The sequence below is a fragment of the Natronorubrum amylolyticum genome (genome assembly GCF_052040145.1).
GTDB lineage: Archaea > Halobacteriota > Halobacteria > Halobacteriales > Natrialbaceae > Natronorubrum.
Genome location: NZ_JBPPFW010000002.1, coordinates 76,281 through 96,440 on the forward strand (window position 1 = coordinate 76,281; position 20,160 = coordinate 96,440).

At 63.6% G+C, this 20,160-nt stretch carries 16 protein-coding genes; 8 read left to right on the forward strand and 8 right to left on the reverse strand.

Features of this window, described 5'->3' with window-relative positions; translation table 11 throughout:
• The first annotated feature begins 231 nt into the window (after positions 1–231).
• Complete coding sequence (locus tag ACSFDB_RS06715) at positions 232–1,206, forward strand: N-acetylmuramoyl-L-alanine amidase (protein ID WP_440770252.1); 975 nt, start codon at positions 232–234, stop codon at positions 1,204–1,206.
• A gap of 103 nt (positions 1,207–1,309) precedes the next feature.
• The gene (locus ACSFDB_RS06720) at positions 1,310–2,377 is read left to right on the forward strand and encodes an mRNA surveillance protein pelota (RefSeq protein WP_440770253.1); all 1,068 of its coding nucleotides are present in this window, start codon (positions 1,310–1,312) and stop codon (positions 2,375–2,377) included.
• Positions 2,378–2,398: 21 nt separating this feature from the next.
• Here the strand turns inward: ACSFDB_RS06720 and ACSFDB_RS06725 are convergent, their stop codons facing one another.
• From ACSFDB_RS06725 to ACSFDB_RS06735, 3 genes are all read right to left on the reverse strand, one after another.
• Complete coding sequence (locus ACSFDB_RS06725; protein ID WP_440770254.1) at positions 2,399–3,160, reverse strand: TrmB family transcriptional regulator; 762 nt, start codon at positions 3,158–3,160, stop codon at positions 2,399–2,401.
• 6 nt (positions 3,161–3,166) lie between these two features.
• Positions 3,167–6,088 (reverse strand): efflux RND transporter permease subunit, encoded by a 2,922-nt coding sequence (locus ACSFDB_RS06730; RefSeq protein WP_440770255.1) that lies wholly within the window; start codon positions 6,086–6,088, stop codon positions 3,167–3,169.
• 222 nt (positions 6,089–6,310) lie between these two features.
• Positions 6,311–7,045, reverse strand: coding sequence for an MBL fold metallo-hydrolase (locus ACSFDB_RS06735; protein WP_090303292.1), 735 nt, complete (start codon positions 7,043–7,045; stop codon positions 6,311–6,313).
• Positions 7,046–7,158: 113 nt separating this feature from the next.
• Between ACSFDB_RS06735 and ACSFDB_RS06740 the strand changes: the two genes are divergently transcribed.
• Positions 7,159–8,235 carry a zinc-dependent alcohol dehydrogenase family protein gene (locus tag ACSFDB_RS06740; RefSeq protein WP_440770256.1) on the forward strand — a complete coding sequence of 359 codons (1,077 nt, stop codon included), beginning with the start codon at positions 7,159–7,161 and terminating at the stop codon, positions 8,233–8,235.
• 6 nt (positions 8,236–8,241) lie between these two features.
• Here the strand turns inward: ACSFDB_RS06740 and ACSFDB_RS06745 are convergent, their stop codons facing one another.
• Positions 8,242–9,165, reverse strand: a complete 924-nt coding sequence (locus tag ACSFDB_RS06745; protein WP_440770257.1) for a hypothetical protein — start codon at positions 9,163–9,165, stop codon at positions 8,242–8,244.
• 228 nt (positions 9,166–9,393) lie between these two features.
• Between ACSFDB_RS06745 and ACSFDB_RS06750 the strand changes: the two genes are divergently transcribed.
• Both ACSFDB_RS06750 and ACSFDB_RS06755 read left to right on the forward strand, forming a co-directional pair.
• Positions 9,394–12,207, forward strand: coding sequence for an ATP-dependent helicase (locus ACSFDB_RS06750; protein WP_440770258.1), 2,814 nt, complete (start codon positions 9,394–9,396; stop codon positions 12,205–12,207).
• Positions 12,208–12,815: 608 nt separating this feature from the next.
• Complete coding sequence (locus tag ACSFDB_RS06755; RefSeq protein ID WP_440770259.1) at positions 12,816–13,685, forward strand: amidohydrolase family protein; 870 nt, start codon at positions 12,816–12,818, stop codon at positions 13,683–13,685.
• A gap of 352 nt (positions 13,686–14,037) precedes the next feature.
• Here the strand turns inward: ACSFDB_RS06755 and ACSFDB_RS06760 are convergent, their stop codons facing one another.
• The 4 genes from ACSFDB_RS06760 to ACSFDB_RS06775 form a co-directional block, all read right to left on the reverse strand.
• Positions 14,038–14,805 (reverse strand): IclR family transcriptional regulator, encoded by a 768-nt coding sequence (locus ACSFDB_RS06760; RefSeq protein WP_440770260.1) that lies wholly within the window; start codon positions 14,803–14,805, stop codon positions 14,038–14,040.
• Positions 14,806–14,924: 119 nt separating this feature from the next.
• On the reverse strand, positions 14,925–15,524 hold the full coding sequence (locus tag ACSFDB_RS06765; protein WP_440770261.1) for an HD domain-containing protein: 600 nt from the start codon (positions 15,522–15,524) through the stop codon (positions 14,925–14,927).
• Between the two features lie 5 nt (positions 15,525–15,529).
• Positions 15,530–16,246: an EthD domain-containing protein gene (locus ACSFDB_RS06770; RefSeq protein ID WP_440770262.1), complete on the reverse strand. Its 717-nt coding sequence runs from the start codon at positions 16,244–16,246 to the stop codon at positions 15,530–15,532.
• Between the two features lie 114 nt (positions 16,247–16,360).
• Entirely contained in the window at positions 16,361–16,840 is a 480-nt protein-coding gene (locus ACSFDB_RS06775; RefSeq protein WP_440770263.1) for a VOC family protein, read from the reverse strand.
• Positions 16,841–16,958: 118 nt separating this feature from the next.
• Here ACSFDB_RS06775 and ACSFDB_RS06780 point away from each other — a divergent pair, with 118 nt between their 5' ends.
• The 3 genes from ACSFDB_RS06780 (at position 16,959) to ACSFDB_RS06790 (ending at position 20,035) form a co-directional block, all read left to right on the forward strand.
• Entirely contained in the window at positions 16,959–17,279 is a 321-nt protein-coding gene (locus ACSFDB_RS06780) for an EthD family reductase (protein ID WP_440770264.1), read from the forward strand.
• Positions 17,276–18,973, forward strand: coding sequence for a thiamine pyrophosphate-binding protein (locus ACSFDB_RS06785; protein ID WP_440770265.1), 1,698 nt, complete (start codon positions 17,276–17,278; stop codon positions 18,971–18,973). Before ACSFDB_RS06780 ends, ACSFDB_RS06785 begins: the two co-directional genes overlap by 4 nt.
• 96 nt (positions 18,974–19,069) lie before the next feature.
• Positions 19,070–20,035, forward strand: a complete 966-nt coding sequence (locus ACSFDB_RS06790) for an NAD-dependent epimerase/dehydratase family protein (RefSeq protein WP_440770266.1) — start codon at positions 19,070–19,072, stop codon at positions 20,033–20,035.
• The last annotated feature ends 125 nt before the right edge of the window (positions 20,036–20,160 follow it).

The window sequence follows — 20,160 nt, forward strand, 5'->3', positions numbered from 1 at the left end:
GGGATACCGTGCGTCCCTAACTATGCCATTCAGTACCAATCGTGACTGTAGCGAAGCCCGATACGAACTGCAGACGAATCTTTCCTCGAGGGACGGGTCGGTACCGTCCAGATAGCGTACGAGACTGCCCGATAATTATTTCCATCCGATATAAATTAATACAATATACCTAGCATGCTAGTTACGATACTAGACACTGCTGTTATTACACGGGTCGTGTCACACGCTGTCATGTGTCTCAATTGCGCTGGACGTGACACAGCAGCATCGGACGAGAACCGAAACGACCGCTCCGACACGGCACGGACTGACGGCGACGACGGACGGTGGAAACGACGGCGGTTCCTGCAGGCGACCGGTGTTGCCGCGGGAACCGGAACGCTTCTCGGCACCCAGTCCGGCCGAGTAACGGCATCACACACCGAATGTGACGCCGCGGATCGATGGGTCGAGGCGGCGAATCACAGTTCGCGAGACCACGGCATCGACTGGATCGTTATCCACGTGACCGCGGGCGCCTATCAGGGCGCGTTGAATACGCTGACCAGTTCGAACTCGGGTGTGAGCTCTCACTACCTCGTGAAGAACTACGACTGGACTGAAGGACCGTCGGCGGGCCACGTCGACCAACTCGTCCACCACGATCGCGCAGCCTGGCACGCCCGATACATCGCCAACCACCGATCGATCGGAATCGAACACGAGTGGTTCGACGACAACGGCATCACCGACGCGTGCTACGAGTCCTCGGCGGACCTCGTCCGCTGTATCGCCGACATGCACGACATCCCCCTCGAGTTCTACACGAGCAACACCTGCATTCAGAACGAACCCGGCGGGATCATCGGCCACACGCACGTGCCGGACGGTGACTGCAACACCTTCGATCACGGCGGCCGAACCTGTCCGTACCCCGACTGGGATATGGATCACTTCGCGGACCTCGTCCGCGACAGCGACGGTGGCGGCGGTGGCGGTGGTGGCGACACCTTCGAGATGGGCGACAACGTCGTCACGACGACCGACCTCAACGGTCGCGAGCAGCCGTGTCTCAACGACGACGTCGTGCTGACGCTCTCGGAGGGGACCCAGGCCGAGGTCATGAACGGTCCCGAACAGTGTGACGACATCACCTGGTGGGGACTGTACGTGCCGTCGGCCAACGAGTGGGTCTGGTGCTCCGAGAACTATCTCGCACACGCCTAAAGGGACCTCAGTTCGCTGATTCCTCTTCGAATTCCGATTCGAAGACGCCCGCGTAACCGTCGGATTCGTCACGCACTTACCGACCCCTCGAGAAGGGCCGGGTATGCAGATCAAAGACCGGGAGCAGGTCGAAGGCGGGCGCGAACGGGTCACCGTCGTCCCCGAGAGCGTCGACGACCTCTGGCACCTGCAGTACGTCCTCGAGCCCGGCGACCGCGTCGCGGGCGATACGACCCGGCGGATCCAGCGCAACGACGACCAGATGCGCGATACGGGCGGCGAGCGCGAACCAATGTGGGTCGCCATCGCCGTCGACGACATCGAGTTCCACAAGTTCGCCAATCGGCTTCGCGTCGGCGGCGAGATCGTCGCTTGCTCGCGCGAAGACCAGTTGGGCTTTCACCACACGCTGAACGTCGAGGAGCGCGAGGAGCTCTCGATCGAGAAGTGGTTCAAGCCGGATCAGAAGGCTCGCCTCGAGGAAGCCGAGGAGGCCACCGAGAACCCGGACGTCGCCATCGCCACCGTCGAGGAGGGACAGGCCCACGTTCACACGGTCGCCCAGTACGGCACCGAGGAGCGCGCGACGATCACCGGCACGACCGGGAAAGGCGAGTACTCCCGTGGCCGCTCGGAGCTGTTCTCGGAGCTCGCGGACGTCCTCAAACGTCAGGACGTGGACGCGATCATCCTCGCCGGCCCCGGCTTTACGAAACAGGACGCGAAAAAGTACATCGAGAACAACGTCCCCGAGGTCGCCGAAAAGATCACGATGGTCGATACGGCCAGCGTCGGCGACCGCGGCGTCCACGAGGTGCTCAAACGCGGCGCCGTCGCGGACGTCCAACAGGAGACTCGCATCGAGAGCGAGGCCGAGTACATCGACGAGCTCACCCGACGCATGGCCGAGGGGGCGAAAGCCGCCTACGGTCCCGACCAGGTCGAGCAGGCCGCCGAGTTCGGCGCGATCGAACGCCTGCTCGTCCTCGACGACCGGTTGCAGAAAGAACGCGGCCCCGACGGCGAGTGGGCTATCAGCGTCGACGACATCGTCCGTACGACCGAACAGAAAGGCGGCGACGTGACGGTCTTCTCGAGCGAGTTCCCCCCCGGCCAACAGCTCTCGAATCTCGGCGGTATCGCGGCGCTGTTACGGTACCGACTCGAGTGACGGCGACAGACGGACGATCCGTCAGTCCGAGTCGGGTCGCAACTGGTCGCTCGCTTCGATCAACTGGATTAGCACGGACGCGAACAGCGAGTCGGAGCTCCAGATCGCGGTCTCGCTCCCGTCGTCGTCGACCACGCTCAGCAGAATGCTCTCCCCGTCGACGACGACGATCCGTCCGGATCGCTCGTCGCTCTCGCGAAAGTCGGGTGGGGTCTCGGTCTCGACACCGTCGATAGCGCCAAAGCGGTCCCGAATCTCGTCGGTTCGACTGATGACGATGACCGAGACGCCGGCGGCTGCCCGCTCCCGAATGGTCCGTTCGATCGACTCCGTGACGAACGTCGGCAGCCGCGTGCCGAAGATGATCCGGTCGTCGGCCTGCGAGAGGAGATCGACGACCCGGCTGTCGACCCGATCACGACTGCGGACGGTCCAGAGGTCCTCCTGGGTCTCCTCCGTCGCCGACTCCTCTTTGACCCCCTCGACGTAATCGAACGCCCGTTCCTGCTCGCGTTCGAACCGCTTTTCGAGCGTGTTCCGGGCCTCCTCGATGCTGACCGGTCGGTAGCGGATCGGGCTCGACTGCTGGACCTCGAGCAAGCTTCGGTCTTCGAGGCTCTCGGCGACGCTGTACACCTGCGAGCGAGGCACGTCGGTGACGCTGGCGACGTCCCGTGCGGTTCCGGACCCCAGTCGGTGTAAGGCGATGAACACCTTCGCCTCGTAGCTGGTGAGCCCGAGTCGTTCGAAGGCGTCGACGGCCTCACTCTCGTCGTCAGTCACGGATGGTCACTCTTCCTCGTCTCTCGCGTCGTCCGCTATTTCGGTTTCGGTCTGTCTTTCGGTGCCGCCATCGCTCGCGGTCGGCGTTCCGGTAATCGATCCCGACGTCTCGAAGGAGACATCCGGACCGAAGTACCGCGTCCAGAGCACCAGCAGCGTCGGCAGGACGATCACGCTCGCAAGGAACGAGTACGCGATCGTCAGCCCGGTGATGATCCCGAACTGCCGGAGCACCGGCAGGATGGCGAAGGCGAGCGTCCCGAAGCCGCCGATGGTCGTCGCCGCACTGCCGAGCAGCGCACCGCCAGTCCCCGTGACGGTCGTATGCATCGCCGACCAGACGTTGCCCTGTCGCTCGAGTTCGAGCGTGTAGCGAGCACTGACGTGGATGCTGTAGGCGACGCCGAGCCCGATGGTGAGGCTCGTGATCATCCCCGTCAACACGTTGAACGGCATGTCGAGGAGGTGCATCGTGCCCAGAATCCAGCTGACGGCGAACGCGACCGGCAGCAGGGTTACCGTCCCGAGCGTCGCGCTGTTTCCGGTCAGCCAGTAGGCCGCCGTCAGGAAGCCGAAGACGGCCACGAGCGTGATCATCAGACTCTGAAGGACCGTCTCGAGCAGGTCCTGTTCGACGATGTAGCTGACGATCGGATCGCCGGTCGCGATGGCGTTGAGTTCGCCGTCGCCGGCGTTCAAGTTGCGCTGATCGCCGGTCCCGTCGACGTCGATGGTGCCCGCGATCATCCGCATCTCGTCGGTCGTGTCGGCGAAGCTGGCGTCACCCTGCGTCGAGATGATTAGCCGGGCCGACTCGTAGTCGCCGCCGTCGGTTCGGTGGAGGACGGTACTCGCAGCGTCCTCGTTGGCTTCGAACAGTTCGTCGTACAGCTCGTCGAGGTTCTCGTTGGGGACGCCGTCGCCGTCGGTCGCAGCCTGATACGACTCGTTGAACGACTCGTTCTGTGCGGCCGTCTCCTCCATCACCGAGATCGGCCCCTGCACGTCCGCCTCTCCGTTCGGAAGCGTGTAGACGGTGCTGCTCTCTGCGGCTTCGTCCTGGGCGTCCGATAACCGTTGCAAGGCGTCGTCGTCGGTTATATCTCCCTCGACGAGTATCTGGGCCTGCGTGTCCTCGCGCTGGAAGTTCTGGTTGACGAACTCGAGGTCGTCTGCAGCCTGGTACTCACCGGGGGCCATCCCGCCTGGCAGGTGTTCGGTCCAGGCCGGGGGACTCTCCGCGAGGAAGTCCTCCTCGTCGAAGCTCGTGTCGACCTGCGTCGCGCCGTAGACGCCGCCGGCGGTGAGCAATAACGCGGCGATTAGGACGATCACTGGGATCTTTCGCGCCGCGGTCGACCCCAGCGTGAGGACGTTGGTGAACCGTCCCTCGCCGGTCCCGAACGCCCGCTTTCGACGGTCCATTCCGCGCGACTCGAGGAACGAGTCGATCTCGACTTTGAGGGCCGGGATCAACGCGCCGAAGATGATCAGCGCGGCGAGGATTCCGAACGAGCTGATGATCCCGAACTCTCGGATGGGACCGATGGGACTGACCAGATTCGCGAGGAACCCGATCGCGGTCGTCGCGGTCACCCAGACGAGGGCGACGCCGACGCCGGCCAGCGCGATCGTCATCGAACCGCGGACGGTGCTCGAGACACCGTCGGCCTCACGCTGTTCCCGGTGGCGCATGAAGACGTGTATCGCGTAGTCGATAGAGAGCCCGATCAGCAACACCGGAACCGCGATCATCATCTGGTTGAACGCGATGCCTGCCCATCCCATGAAGCCGAACGTCCAGACTAACACGGCACCGATTCCGGCGACCCCTAACGCGATGTCGAGCGGGTCCCGGTAGGCAACGACCAGCGCGACGACGACGAACAACAGCGCGAGTGGGCCGACGATGGCGAGACTGTCGCCCATCGAACGGTCGATCTCGTCGGTGATGATGCCGATTCCGAAGACCATGTAGTCCTGGTCTTGCTGGTTGGCGAGCTCGCGCAAGTCGAGTTGGCTCTCGAGGACCCCGCCGGTGTTACCGCCCATCTCCATCGCATCGCCATCCATCTGCTGGACGACCATCGTCATGCGGGCGTCGGCCTGGGTCGATCCGGGATCGTACGACGACGCCATAAAGCCGAGCGCCGCGGCGTCGTTGTTCCCGTCGTCCGACAGCGTGTCGGTCAGCAGCTCCTCGAACTCGTCATCGTCGAGTTCTTCGAGGGCTTCGATCTGTTCGTCGAGCGACGGCTGTTCGCCGTCACCCTCCTGGAGTGCCGCTTGCTCTTCTTCAAACGCCTCGGAATCTTCTTCGAGTTGTTGGGAGTCTTCCTCGAGTTGCTGCTCGCGTTCTTCGAGCTCTTCGCTTCGCTGTTCGAGTTCTTCGGGTGACGGCGCTTCGGGGTCGCCGGCCTCGAGCGCGGCTTGATCCGCTTCGAGTTCCGCGTAGTCTTCTTCGAGCGCCGCGCTTCGCTGTTCGAGTGCTTCACTTCGTTCCTCGAGTTCGGCGCCCTGCGCTTCGAGCTCAGCGGCCTGCTCCTGACTGATCGCCGTAATCGCGAGAATGTTCTCGACGCCGGTGATCGAGTCGTTCTCGACGAGCGTCGCGTTGATCGACTCGTTCGCGTGGATCTCCTGTTGGAACTCCAGTGAGTCGATCACTGACTCCTGGGTGAGGACGTTATCACCCCTGGTTATCACTTGGACCGATGTCGTATTCTCGTCACCTTCGGACTCGAACCGCTCGTCGATATCCTCGAGCGCCTGCGCTTCGTCCGACTCGCTCTCGAACTGATCGAGCGAAGAATCATCATCGAGATCCCCCATCCCGTAACCGACGAGCGCCGTCGTCAGCAATAACGCGATGATAACGATTTTCGAGTGGGTCGTTACGATATCCGCGATTCGATTCGGAATACTCATCCGCTCACCTCGTCGAAATTCGCCGCCTGAGTACAGGGGACCATTCTGTTGTTACGATCCTACAAACTCCCGCTATATACCTGTTCGGATACGAGTGTCAGCATGTGTATTATTCTCACGAAAGAACATCTATGAGTGACCGATCGTCAACCTTTATCCGCAATCGGAGAGGATAGTACCGAACGCGCCCGAATTCGTAGCCGTATGCTAATTGTCAGCTAGCTACTCGACCGAGATCGTCGTGAGATCCTCGGCAAATCGCACGTCACCGTCGTACTGCGTCGCGATCGACTCGAGCATCTCGTCGTGACGACCGTCGGTGTGGGGATAGAGGTGGGTCAGGTAGACGCGGCCGATCTCTCGGCCGGCCAACGCCTTGCCGAGAGTCTCCGGTGTGGGGTGGTTCGAGACGTCGACATCGTCGGGGAACGAGCAGTCGTGGACCAGAATCGCCGACCCTTCGGCGAAGTTCGCCAGTCCCGCAAAGGCCTCGCTGTCGCCGCTGAAGGTGAACAGGTCGCCGAAACGGTAGGCCAGACACGGCAGCGAGTGGCGGGTTTCGTAGGCCGAGACGTCGAATCCCGCCACGGAGAACTCGCCGGGAACGACCTCGCGAACCTGCAGGTCGAGTTTCCCCTGCATGTACTCGTGGACCTCGAGTAAGTCGTCGAGCAGGGATTTCGTTCCCTGCGGGCCGACGATCTCGAGGTGTTCCTCGCCGGCGAGCCAGCGGGCTTTCATCAGCGGGAGCAGGTCGGCGACGTGATCTAGGTGGTGGTGCGTGAGGAGCACGGTCGAGACGTTCTCGTAGCCGACGCCGGACTGCTGGAGCCGGTGGAGGACGCCCGACCCGCAGTCGACGAGCAGCGTTCGGCCGCCCTCCTGGACGAGAATTCCCGTCTGGAATCGTTCCCCCGTCGGCATCGCGCTGCCGCTTCCGAGAAAGGTGACACGCATACGGGACACTCACACGGCCTGGCCGATAAGCGTACCCTCTTGGAGCGTTGGGACGGTCAGTCGACGGTTCGCGTGCCGGATATCTTAACTCGTCACCGCTCGACAGCCACGATATGCGCGCTGCAGTACTCGAGGCCTACGGCGAACCGCTGTCGATCGAGTCCGTCGACCCGCCCGACCTGGCCCCCCACGGGGTCGTCGTCGACGTCGAAGCCTGCGGCATCTGCCGGAGCGACTGGCACGCTTGGCAGGGCCACGGCGAGTGGGCCGACGATCAGGTGCCGCTGGGGCAGATCCTCGGCCACGAGCCGGCGGGACGGGTCGCTCGAGTCGGCGAGCGAGTCGACACGCTCGAGGAGGGCGACCGCGTCGCGGTGCCGTTCAATCTGGGCGAGGGGTCGTGCTACCAGTGCCGGAACGGTCACGGGAACGTCTGCGAGGACGGCTACGCGCTGGGGTTCGAGTCGAGCGTTCCCGGCGCGTTCGCCGAGCAGGTTCACGTTCCCCACGCCGATTTCAATACCGCGACGCTTCCCGAGGACGTCTCCGCGGAGGCGGTCGCCGCGCTGGGCTGTCGGTACGTGACCGCGTTCCACGCGCTCGCGCATCGGGCCGACGTCGAAGCCGGCGACTGGATCGCCGTCCACGGCTGTGGCGGCTTGGGATTGGCGGCCGTACAGATCGCGACCGCACTCGGGGCTCGCGTGATCGCGGTCGACGTTCGCGACGAGCCGCTCGCGATGGCGACCGATCTCGGGGCCGAGGAGACGGTGAACGCAGCGGCACGCGAAGAAGCGGGCGAGTCTGACGTCCCCGTCGTAATCGAGTCGATCACCGACGGGGGAGCGCACGTTTCCGTCGACGCACTCGGGCGCGCCGAAACCTGCCGCAACAGCGTCGACTGTCTCCGCATCCGCGGCACCCACGTCCAGATCGGGCTGACGACGGCGGCCGAAAAGGGCGAGGTGTCGCTGCCGATCGACGAGCTGACCCGCTGGGACGTCACCGTCGTCGGCTCTCGAGGCATGCCGCCGTCGCGCTACGACGAACTGCTCCGGATGATCGACTCCGGCGCGCTCGAGCCCGAACGGCTGGTTACGAATCGCGTCTCGCTCGAGGACGTTTCCGACCGACTCGCGGCGATGACCGAGTACGACACTCGCGGCGTCGAGGTCGTGACGGAGCTGTGACGCGAGCTAGCGGTCCTGATCCGCTCTGATCCGGGTGCTGACGGCCCGGTCCGTTCGATCGAACAGGAACCGATCGTACGTTCCCTCGTACGATCCCAGCAGCGGTTCGTCGCTGGTCGTATCGATGCCGACGGTTCGCGAGTCGTTTCGCTTCGCGTACTCGGCGGCGTCGTCGTTCGGATCGTAGACGGCGAACGTGATCTCAGTCCCGCTCACGTCGTAATCGTAGAGAAGCACGTAGTGTGCCTCGAGTACGTTCTCGCCGGAGATCGTCAGGCCCGCCGAGCCGAACTCGTCGATCGCCTCGCGAATGTCGTCGGCCTGCGATCGGTAGTCGATCCACTCGGGCCGAAGCAGCACTCGCCGTCGGAGCCACGACTCGAGGTCGGTGAACTGGCTTCGATGGAATCGCTCGATATCGTCGCGCACGGGCGACGTGTCTCGATCCTCGAGCGGATCGTCGACGTGTTCGATCTCGCTGGTCGAATCGCGGTCGACGGGACGAGCGGTCGGCTCCTCGAAGTACCACTGTGCCGCCGCCGCCATGCCGTAGCAGTAGCCCTTCGTTCCGAACAGGCGGTTGGCGTTCGCGTAGAGCCGTTCGGCGACCGTTCGAATCTGGCTCTCGGGGGTGGCACTCGCGGGGAGCGACAGTCGGTCGCCGAGCGCCGTCTCCCAGGACGCCGACAGGGACTCCTGAAGATCGCTCTCGGAAACGAACGCCGTCGGGTCCGGAGCCACGGGCGGCGTCGAGTAGTTGTCGAATCCGAACCCGTCGACCGCCGGATCGAACGCGTCCCTGTCGGTGTCCGAGTCGGACCCCGAATCCGAAGCGAAGAGCCGGCTCTCTCGTGCGGCGACGGAGAGGGCTCCGATACCGGCCGAAAGCGAGATTCCACAGAGTAGCGTCCGACGTGTCGGTCGGCTCATGTCGTATTCGACGACGCGGTTCGATGGCTCGATCGCTTCCGCTGAATTGTGTCCCGCAGTCTCACGTCATCCTCCGCTTCGCTTGGTTGATAGTCGGCAGTAAGTACGACCGGCTTGCGAGTGCAGGGTGGCTTCCATCGTCGACGGAATTCGACCGATCGAATCGCCCCGTTCACTTTCACTCCGGTGGGCAAACCCTCTTCCCTCCCGCCCTCCGAGTCGACCACAATGAGCGGGAACGACGGCCTCGAGTTGCCCGTCGCCGACGACGATCTCCCCTTCGATCCGGCGTCTGCCACCATCGAGGACCGAGACGTTTTCGACCTCTTAGAGCCCGCGGTCCAGGAGTGGTGGCTCGAGGAATTCGGCGAGTTCGTTCCCGAGAACGAGGGCTTCTTTACGCCGCCACAGCGGGGCGCAATCCCGAAGATCCACGACGGGACGAACACGTTAGTCTGTGCGCCGACCGGGTCGGGGAAAACGCTCAGTTCCTTCTGTGCGATCATCAACGAACTCTACAGACGGACCCGCGAGTCTCCCGATGTCGACGAACGAGAGCCGTCTGCCCGGGAGCAAGACGCTTCCGATGGTCTCGAGAACTCCGTCTACTGCCTCTACGTCTCCCCCCTCAAGTCGCTCGCCAACGACATCCACCGCAATCTCGAGGTGCCGCTCGAGGGGATCGAGGAAATCGTCGGCAAACGAGGCGACGGCGCGGCAATGGGCGAGATCCGCCATGCCATTCGCCACGGCGACACCTCCTCGTACGACCGCCAGCAGATGCTCGAGGAGACGCCGCACATCCTCAACACGACGCCCGAGACACTCGCAATACTGCTCAATTCTCCCAAATTCCGCGAGAAGCTACGAACGGTGGAGTACGTCATCGTCGACGAGATTCACTCGTTGGCGGCGGGCAAGCGGGGCACCCACCTGTCGGTGAGTCTGGAGCGACTCGAGGCGATGGCCGAAGGCGAGATTACCAGAATCGGCTGCTCGGCGACGATCGAACCGCTCTCGCAGGTCGCGGAGTTCCTCGTCGGACAGACGGAACCGGGCGGCGACCACCGCCCGTACGAGATCGTCGACGCCCGCTTCGCTCGCGAGTTCGACATGCGACTCGAGTGTCCGATCGACGACCTGATCAACACGTCCCGCGAGGTCGTCCAGCAGCGGTTCTACCGGATGCTCCACGAGCACATCCAAGCGCATACGAACACCATCGTCTTCACGAACACGCGCTCCGGCGCGGAGCGAGTCCTGCACAACCTCCGCGAGGGGTTCGACGCCTACGACGAGGGGAACTCCGGCTGTCACCACGGCAGCCTCTCGAAGGAGGTTCGACAGGATATCGAGGGCCGATTGAAAGACGGCGATCTCGACGTGGTGACGACCTCGACGAGCCTCGAGTTAGGAATCGACATGCCCCACGTCGATCTCGTGGTCCAGGTGGGTTCGCCCAAATCGGTCGCCTCCCTCCTTCAGCGCGTCGGGCGGGCGGGCCACCGCGTCGGCCAGACCGTGACGGGCCGCGTCATCGCGCTGGATCGGGACGAACTGCTCGAGTGTGCGGTCATGCTCACAAAGGCCGAGGAGGGGTTCGTCGACTCCGTCTCGATCCCCGAGAACGCACAGGACGTCGCCGCCCAGCACGTCTACGGGATGGCTATCGCGGACATTCGCCCCGAGTCGGACCTGAAAGCGATTCTGCGGCGCGCCTACCCCTACCGGAACTACACCGACGAGGAGTACGAGTCGCTGATGCGGTACCTCACGGCCGAGTACGCAGGGCTCGAGGATCGCAACGTCTACGCGAAGATCTGGCGCGACGGGAACGATCCGCCCGACGGCAAGCACCACTACGAGGAGTTCCCCGTCGGCGAGACGCTGATCGGCAAACGGGGCCGACTGGCGCGGGTCATCTACATGACCAACATCGGAACGATTCCGGACTCCTTTACCTGCGACGTCTCCACGCGCGGGAGCAACGAGTGGGTCGGCCAACTGGACGAGAGCTACCTCGACACGCTCGAGAAGGGCGACGTCTTCGTCCTCGGCGGCGACCACTTCGAGTATCGCTACCGTCGCGGATCGAAGGTGTACGTCGACCGGACGAGCGCGCGGCCGACCGTCCCCTCGTGGTACTCCGAACGGCTGCCGTTGTCGTACGATCTGGGTCGCGAGATCCTCGAATTTCAGGGCGAACTCCTCGCTCACTTCGAGGAGGGTGGGCCGCCGCGGGTCCGGGCATGGCTCCGGGAGTTTCCGCTCGACGACGACAGCGTGCGGGCGATCGCGCGGTTGTTCGAACACCAGTTCCGCTACGCCGGTTCGGAGAGCATCAGCACCGACGAGCGACTCGCCATCGAGGTCGTCCGCGACCGCGACGAGTACGAACGCCACTACTACGTCCACTCGCTGTACGGCCGGCAGTTCAACGACGGCCTCTCGCGGCTGCTGGCCTACCGCTGCGCCCAGGAGGCGACCGCCAACGTTCGCGTCGCCGTCGCCGACAACGGCTTCGTCCTCTCGATGCCGCTCAACCGCAAGGTCGACATTGAAGGCATCGTCGACGATCTGGACCCCGACCAGGTCCGCGAGGACCTCCGGGCCGCGCTCTCGGGCACCGACCTCCTCCAGCGGTACTTCCGGATCAACGCGACGCGGTCGCTGATGATCCTCAAACGCTACAAGGGCTACGAGAAGTCCGCGAGCCAGCAGCAGGTCTCGAGCGAGATGCTGCTCGGCTTCGCCGAGGACCTCGAGAACTTTGCGGTCATCGAAGAGACCTATCGCGAGATCCTCGAGGACAAACTCGACGTCGCTGAGATCGAGAACTTCGTCGCTGCGCTCGATGCCGACGACATCGCGCTCGAACGCCAGCTGCTGGACTCGCCGACGCCGCGGGCGTTCGGCTTGGCCACCCTCTCGGCCAGCGACGTCGTTCTCGCCGAAGACGAGAGCGCCGCCTTGCAGGCGTTCCACGAGCACGTCCTCGACGAAATCGGCGAGGAGTCACTGCGCGGACTCTCGTCGGAGTGAGAATCGGCTCGAGTCGGTCGCCGTTCGCGCCGACTGGTATCGACGCTGCAAGCGACGACTTCATCGATTCTATGCGCAGTCGTTCAACGGCGATCGTTCGTCCGTCGACGGTCGGCTACCGCAGTCCGATTCATCCCGTCGACTGGTCTGACCTCCCGGGTTGGCATATCACGAGGAGTAGTCGGACCCGTATTTCAATAGAATGACCTGATATACGTAAGTGAATGATATGTAGTAGACACATTGAACTGGTGTCTAATAGGTCGTAAAACCCAATTCTCTGGATAGAGCCCCCAGATGCGTGTGAAACATCCGACTTGACTTATCTCACTGGTCGCCCAAAAATCCAGAAGAGTAACCCGAATATTTCCCAAGCCACCCTTCACACCCATTTCTGAGGCTCATACGCCCTGGTCACGAAAATAGTAGCAAAACACTCCCGTAGCCATATTCATTCTGATATGTTTCACTAATCATCCGAAATATGATTGTTCACTACTGGCGCCTAATTGTTTCCGAACTCGAGGTTGGCCGCTACGAACCGACGCGAGTGATGGTGGGCGATCGGCGGACGAAAATACATATAGTGTCATCCCATCGCTCGTACTATGGGCACACCCACGGTACTCGACGAGCCGCGCGCAATCGACATGCACGCCCACCAGCCGACGAGCGAGTTCCTCCACGATGCGGGCGGGCAGATGATGCAAGACGCTGCCGACCGGTTCGGTGCCGACCTCGAGCCGGACACGTACGAACACATGCTCGAGGAGTATCGGGACGCCGGCGTCGGCCGCGCCGTCTTGCTCGGCTGGGACGCGGAAACGAACACCGGAAATCCGCCCGTTCCGAACGATTACGTCGCCGAGGTTCGCGACGAGTACGCCGACTTCTTCATCGGCTTCGGCTCCGTCGATCCGCTCAAAGACGACTGCGTCGAGGAGGCGATCCGCTGCGTGGAAGACCTGGATCTCTCCGGGTTCAAGTTCCAGCAGATCGCTCAGGGGTTCGACCCGTCCGATCCCGAACACGAGGAGCTTTGGGCGACGATCGAAGATCTCGGGGTTCCCGTCGTCTTCCACGGTGGCAACTCGACGCTCGGGGCGTGTTCGCCGGGCGGTCGCGGATTGAAGATCAAGTACGGGAATCCGATGCTGATCGACGACGTGGCGGCCGACCACCCGGACCTCAAGATACTCATCGCCCACCCCGCCTACCCCTGGGAGAAAGAACAGCTCGCGATTTGCCAACAGAAGGGCAACGTCTACATGGATCTCTCCGGCTGGATGCCGAGGTATATCGACGACCAGGTGCTCCAGTACGCCCAGACGCTCCTCTCTGACAAGGTCATGTTCGGAACCGACTACCCGATGCTCGAGCCCGAGCCGTGGCTCGAGCAGTTCGCCGAACTCGACTTCGACGAGTCGATCCAGCGGAAGATTCTCTGGGAGACCGCCGAGGAGTTCCTCGAGTTGTAAGCCATCGAGCGGTCGTTCGGACCCGACGCTCTGTACACTCCGTTCGAGCTATGGGAACGGAACGAACCGATAGACGCCGCAGTTTCCGACACTATCGATCATGATTGTTCTGCCTTCTCTCAGCGGACGCAAGCCAATTACAGATGTACATTTGTAATAGGTTCGGCGAGTAGTTCCGAATCAGTACTACATCGCTCGCGTTTTCCGATAGCGGTTATTCGACCGATTTCCGGATCCTCGAACGCTTACGGTCCGCTATTCGAATCGATAAAGAGCTGCAGCGGAAAGGCGGTATCGTCGGTGTTCGAATAGTTCGAACGAAGCGGAGACATCGTCAGTGTCTCGAGCCGGTTTACGAGTGAGCGAGATTGACTTCGACTTCGTTCGTCGCGCCGAGCAGCAGATCGGGGAGTTCCTCGGTCATCAGGTCGCCGCGCAGTCGGTTCGCGGGACCGGCGACGCTGATCGCTCCGATCGCGGTGCCCGACTCGTTTCTGACTGGCGCGCCGACGGCGTGGACGCCGATCACCGACTCCTCGCGGTTGAACGCGTATCCTCGCTCGCGGATCGTCTCGAGGTGCTCGCGGAGTTCGTCGCGGTCGGTGATCGTCCGATCCGTCTGTGCGGAGAGTCCGTAGTCGTCGAGAATCCCCTCGATTCGTTCGTCGGGGAGGTGTGCGAGAATCGCTTTTCCCGCAGCGAACTGGTGGAGGTGCGTCCGCTGGCCGATCCGCGCGTGGGTTTTCACGGAGTGTCGCCCTTGGGCGCCGTAAATATGGACGCCCACGCCGTGTTCTTCGATCACGCACCAGACCTTCTCGTCGGTTTCGGCCGCGAGTTCGTCGACTTTCGGCCTGGCGACGTCGTACAGTCGATGACGGTTGCGCACGTGGATCCCGTAATCGAGGAACCACGTGCTGATACGGTAGGTGTCACCCTCCTGGACGAGCAGTCCCCGCGACTCGAGGGTCTTCGCGTGGCGGTGGACCGTACTCTTCGCCAGTTCGAGTTCGGCGGCGATCTCGGTGATCCCCGCGCCGTCGGCCGCTTTGACCGCGTCGACGATGTCGAAGGCAGTTTCGACGGTTTCGACCGGCCTGTGTCGCGAGTCGCTTGCCATGTGTGCACATTCGGGAAGAACTGTCAAAAGCCTGTTCCCGCTATTCGAACGGTTCGTGGTTTCGTTCGTATCGTTCGAACCCAATACCGAATTCCGGTTCCATCTCTCGGCCGACCCCGCTACGAGGTCTGGGAGTACTCCTCAACCCACTCCTGGAGCGTGATTCCCATCGTCGCCTCCGTGATGGCGTTTGACGAGGCGGAGTTCGCGCTCTTGACGAGTTCGGCCTCGAGCGTCCGTTTCGGTACCTCACCGAGGAAGTGGGGGATCGCCCGCTGGACGGACAGCGGACAGCCGACCTCGTGGGACAACGCGTAGCCGGAGATGGAATGGGGAATCTCCTCGCTGACGTAGGTCGGGTCGGGGTCGGCGAGCAATTCGTCGTCCACGAAGGCGGGGTACTCGTAGCACTTGCCCACGTCGTGGAGGAGACACGCGGCGGCGATCGTGTCGATATCCGGGTCGGCGCCGTGAAACTCCCGTTGCTCGCGGGCTGACTCGAGTGCGATCCGGGTGACCCCGCGAACGTGTTCGACGTTCGTGACCTCGTGGATGTTCCAGGCGTAGGGGATGTCCTCGACGTCCCGCCAGCCGCCGCGCGCTAAGCCGAGCGTCCACGCCTCGACGACGCGGTCACGAAGGTCATCGTCCGTGATCGACTCGAGTTCCGGAAACGCCTCGCGGACCTGCTCGTCGAAATCGAAATCTGGCTCCGACATGGCGATCAGCGCTCGTCCGTGACGACCCGTTCCCGGCCGATGAGCCGCGGCCGTTCGTCGATCGCGAGGAAGTTGTCCACGTCCTCGCGGGCCTCCTTCGCCGTGCCTCTCTCGGGGTCGTAATCCCGGGAGCCTTCGCCGCCGAGCGCGTCGTACAGCTTCTCTCTGTCCTCGAAGTAGAGTTCGGCGACGCCGTCGAACTCCGCGTGTTCGGGATCGGTCGGCAGGACCGTGTTGTACTTGACGACGCCCTCGATTTCGCGGGCGATCGGCGTGTGATTGGTCTGCCAGTAGTCGACGAACTCCTCGTGACTCATCCCCTCCTTTCGGACGAGAAACGCCGAATGTTTGTAGAGGCCGTCCGTATCGCCGTCGACCTCGTCCTTCTGGACGATCTCTTCGCCGATGAACCGGGGTCGTTCGTCGATCGCGAGGAAGTTGTCCACGTCCTCGCGGGCTTCCTTGGCTTTCCCCTTCTCGGGGTCGTAGTCCCGCGAACCATCGCTGCCGAGCGCGTCGTGGAGGGCCTCAAGGTCCTCGAAGTAGAGTTCGGCGATCCCGTCGAACTCGGCGTGGTCCGGTTCGGTCGGCAGCACCTGTTGATAGCGAACGACGCCCTCGATCTCGCGGGCGATCGGCGTGTGTTCGGTCTGCCAGTGCTCGACGAACTCCTCGTGAGACAGGCCGTCCTGACGGACCAGTAGGGCCACGTGTTTGTACATCACGAGCGTGTTTTTCGCACACTACAATAAATGATGAGGGCTGTGATCACGCGGCAGGCCGCTACTGCGCTCCCGGGTCTCGGTGCTGGATACGACGGGACCGTCACAACGTCGTTAGAGTGGCTCCTCGCGGACGAACAGCCGTTTTCCGGCCTCGCGGTGGTCCGCGTAGCCGTCGTCGTACTCCATCAACTGGAACAACGCGCCCGTCGGGTTCGACGGCGGAACGAACGCCTCTCCCCAGTGCTCGAACTCGGCGTAGTCGGCGACGGGAACGTCGTGCGCCTCGAGGACGTCGACCGCTCGCTCGAGGTCGCGAACCTCGAGCGTGACGTGGTGGAGCCCGGGACCCTGTCGCTCGAGGAACTCCGTCAGGAACGACTCCGAGCCGTCCTCGGGGGCGATGAGTTCGAGTCTCGAGGCGTCCCCGAGGACGTACGTCGCCCAGGTAAGCTGGCCGTACTCGCTGGCCTCCTCGTGGATCTTCTCGCAGCCGAGGACGAACAGCAGCGCCTCGGCGTCCTCGATCGATTCGACGGCGATGCCGACGTGATCGACGCGCATCGCAGGCATCTCGGACTCGGACACGGACATACCGCAGATACCTCGATCCGCACAGATAGCTATTTGGTACGCGTACACAATCACCGTGACTGCTGTGGACACACCGCACCGATAGAACAAAGTCGGCGGATGGCAACAGTGACGATGTATGATAACGCTGGTCGAGTTTCTCGTCCGGGACGACGAGTACAGCCACGAGGAGTTCGCCGAGCGGTGGCAGGGCGATCACGCCGACATCGCCCGCGACCTGCCCGATTTGAAACGGTACAGCACGTCAGTACCGGTGAACCCCGACGACGCCGAGTACGACGGCGTGCTCGAGCTCACGTTCGAGGACGGACGGGCGCTGAACGACGCGTTCGAGTCCGACGTGGGTCAGGAGGTCATGGACGACGCAGCCGAGTTCACCGACCCCGGCGCCGGGCCACGGATGGTCGTCGAGGCGACGGTCCACGTAGACGAGACATGACGACCACCGCGTCCGCACTCGTCGAGGCGCTCGAGGAACTCGGCGTCGAGTACGTCTTCGGCTACCCGGGCGGTCGAGTGATCGAACTACTCGAGGACCTCCCCGATTCGGCAGTGACTCTCGTCCGGCCGCGCGACGAACGCGAGGCGAGCGTCATGGCCGAGATGCACGGTCGGCTGACGGGGGAACCGGGCGTCCTCACCGGCCAGGGACCGTGGATCGGCAGCCTCGGGATGATCGGCCAGATGGAGGCGCGGCTCTCTTCCTCGCCGATGGTCGTTCTCACCGAGGCCTCCGAGCGCGGCGAGTACTCGACGCTGGCCCCGTACCAGCAGGCCAGAGGCGATTACGGCGGGTTCAGCCTCCCCTCGATCCTCGACGGCGTCTCCAAGGAGTGGTGGTTTCCGCGAACGCCGGTCGAAACCCTTCGATCGACGCAACTGGCGTTCAAACACGCCGTCGCCGGCCGACCCGGCCCGACAGCGATCATCCTCGACGGGGGCGCGATCACCGACGACGTCCCCGACGATCCGACACCACCCGCGTGGGACGCACGCGAACAGACGCGAACGTGGGATGCCGCGCCGACCGCGTCGGACGTCGCGACGGCTGCGGAGGCGCTCGAGGCCGCCGAACGCCCGGTCGTCGTCTCGGGGAACGGCGTCCACGCCGCACAGGCCTACGACGAACTCGCGGCGGTCGCCGACGCCTACGATTGCGCCGTCGTCACCTCCTATCTCGGGAAGTCGACCTACCCCGAGACGGACGAGCGCGCAGCCGGGGTCATCGGCTCGTTCGGGCACGAGGGGGCGAACCAGGTCGTCAGCGAGGCCGATACGCTGCTCGTCGTCGGCTGCCGGTTGAACCCGATGGATACCAACTGGCAAGCGCCCGAGTTCATTCGGCCCGAGGAGCAGACGATTATCCACGCGGATGTCGACACCCGCAACGCCGGCTGGGTCTATCCCGCCGACGTGGGCCTTATCGGCGACGCGACGGAGAGCCTGGCCGCGCTCGCCGACGCCGGCGAGGGGGCGAACGACTGGGCGACAGAGCGGGCGGCGAACGCCCGGGAGTGGTTCAACGCCCCCGAAAGCGCGGAGGACTCGGCCCCGATCAAACCCCAGCGCGCGGCGAAGGTGATCGAGTCGGTCGTCGACGAAGAGACGATCGTTACCGCCGACTCCGGAAACAACCGGTTCTGGCTGCTGTACTACCTGCAGACGCCCGCGGTACGGACCTACTTCGGAAGCGGCGGCGTCGGCGGGATGGGCTGGGCGAATCCGGCCGCGGTGTCGGCGGCGCTGACGACGGACAAGGACGTGATCGCGGTCGCCGGCGACGGCGGGTTCTCGATGACGATGAACAGCGTCGAGACCGCCGTCGAGTACGGCGTCGCGCCGACGTTCGTCGTCTTAAACGACACCAGCCTCGGGATGGTCCGACAGATGCAACACGAGGACGGCGACATCGCCGGCGTCGAGTTTCACGACACGAACTTCGTCAAAATCGCCGAGGCCTTCGGCGCCGTCGGCACGCGCGTGACCAGACCCGACGAGTTCGTCGGGGCGCTCGAAGAGGGCAAGGCCGCGGACGTGCCTCACGTGATCGATGTCCGGATCGACCGCGAGGAGGATATGGCCGACACGTTGGCCTCCTCGTTCTACGAATCGATCGGGGGACTGCATGAGTAGCGAGCCCCGGCGGAGGGATCGGACGGAAACGAATCGAATCGGAACGAATCAGACGATCACCAATCTATACATGACCGAACCGAATACGAGGATCACATGACCGACGAAACGACGGTGCTAGTAACCGGCGGAACCGGCTTCATCGGCTCCTACGTCGTACAGGACCTGCTCGAACACGGCCACGATGTCGTGGCGTACGACCTCTCGACGGACACGGAGATCCTCGAGAAACTCGGCGTCGCCGACGAGACCGAGGTGCGACGCGGCGACGTCTCCGAACCGACCGACGTAATCCGCGCGGTCAAGGAGACGGGCGCGACGCACATCATCCACCTCGCGGCGCTGCTGACGACGACCGCACGCGAGAACCCGCGTGCGGCAGCCGACGTGAACATTTTGGGGACGAACAACGTCTTCGAGGCCGCACGCACGCTCGACGATCAGGTCGAGCGCGTCGCGTGGGCGTCCTCGGCGGCGGCCTACGCGCCGCCGCACAACTACGACGCGGAGTGGGTCGACGAGACGGAGCTCGTCTACCCTGACACGCTCTACGGCGCGACGAAGGAGTACAACGAGCATCAAGCGCGGGTCTACCACGAGGATTACGGTCTCGACCACGTCGCACTGCGGCCCACGGTCGCCTACGGCCCCTACCGCGAGACCGGCGGCTCGGCGTTTCTGGCGAACATCATCGAGAAGCCCGCCCTCGGCGAGCCCTACAGCGTCGAGTACGGCGATCAGGCGATCGACTGGCAACACGTCGAGGACATCGCGCAGGCGTTCCGCAAGGCGGCATTTACGCCCGAATCGGACCTGAGCCAGCGCGTCTACAACGTCCGGGGCGTGCTCGCGACCGTCCGAGAGGCCGCCGAGGCCGTCGAGAGCGTGCTGCCCGACGCCGACATCGAGGTCTCCGACGAGGGGGAACTCCCCTGGACCCAGAACCTCGACATGACGAAGGCTCAGGAAGATCTGGGCTACGAGGTCCAGTACGACCTCGAGTCCGGCTTCCGGAAGTACATCAACGTGTTGCGCGAGGAGGCGGGACTCGAGCCCGTGTAGCGTCGAGTTTCGATCGGTTACGCGACCGACCGGGTCGACTGAGTCAACCGGGCTGATTGAGCCGACCGGAGGGCTCGAGCACCTGTCATCGCCGGGAAGTTTCTTATACCAGACTGTGCAGAATT

Bases quoted from the DNA above. Each gene is read 5' to 3' on its own strand.
- ACSFDB_RS06755 (WP_440770259.1), top strand. From the start codon at position 12,816: ATGGGCACACCCACGGTACTCGACGAGCCGCGCGCAATCGACATGCAC.
- ACSFDB_RS06715 (WP_440770252.1), top strand. From the start codon at position 232: ATGTGTCTCAATTGCGCTGGACGTGACACAGCAGCATCGGACGAGAAC.
- ACSFDB_RS06760 (WP_440770260.1), bottom strand. From the start codon at position 14,805: ATGGCAAGCGACTCGCGACACAGGCCGGTCGAAACCGTCGAAACTGCC.
- ACSFDB_RS06770 (WP_440770262.1), bottom strand. From the start codon at position 16,246: ATGTACAAACACGTGGCCCTACTGGTCCGTCAGGACGGCCTGTCTCAC.
- ACSFDB_RS06790 (WP_440770266.1), top strand. From the start codon at position 19,070: ATGACCGACGAAACGACGGTGCTAGTAACCGGCGGAACCGGCTTCATC.
- ACSFDB_RS06745 (WP_440770257.1), bottom strand. From the start codon at position 9,165: ATGAGCCGACCGACACGTCGGACGCTACTCTGTGGAATCTCGCTTTCG.
- ACSFDB_RS06765 (WP_440770261.1), bottom strand. From the start codon at position 15,524: ATGTCGGAGCCAGATTTCGATTTCGACGAGCAGGTCCGCGAGGCGTTT.
- ACSFDB_RS06730 (WP_440770255.1), bottom strand. From the start codon at position 6,088: ATGAGTATTCCGAATCGAATCGCGGATATCGTAACGACCCACTCGAAA.
- ACSFDB_RS06750 (WP_440770258.1), top strand. From the start codon at position 9,394: ATGAGCGGGAACGACGGCCTCGAGTTGCCCGTCGCCGACGACGATCTC.
- ACSFDB_RS06785 (WP_440770265.1), top strand. From the start codon at position 17,276: ATGACGACCACCGCGTCCGCACTCGTCGAGGCGCTCGAGGAACTCGGC.
- ACSFDB_RS06775 (WP_440770263.1), bottom strand. From the start codon at position 16,840: ATGTCCGTGTCCGAGTCCGAGATGCCTGCGATGCGCGTCGATCACGTC.
- ACSFDB_RS06735 (WP_090303292.1), bottom strand. From the start codon at position 7,045: ATGCGTGTCACCTTTCTCGGAAGCGGCAGCGCGATGCCGACGGGGGAA.
- ACSFDB_RS06740 (WP_440770256.1), top strand. From the start codon at position 7,159: ATGCGCGCTGCAGTACTCGAGGCCTACGGCGAACCGCTGTCGATCGAG.
- ACSFDB_RS06720 (WP_440770253.1), top strand. From the start codon at position 1,310: ATGCAGATCAAAGACCGGGAGCAGGTCGAAGGCGGGCGCGAACGGGTC.
- ACSFDB_RS06780 (WP_440770264.1), top strand. From the start codon at position 16,959: ATGATAACGCTGGTCGAGTTTCTCGTCCGGGACGACGAGTACAGCCAC.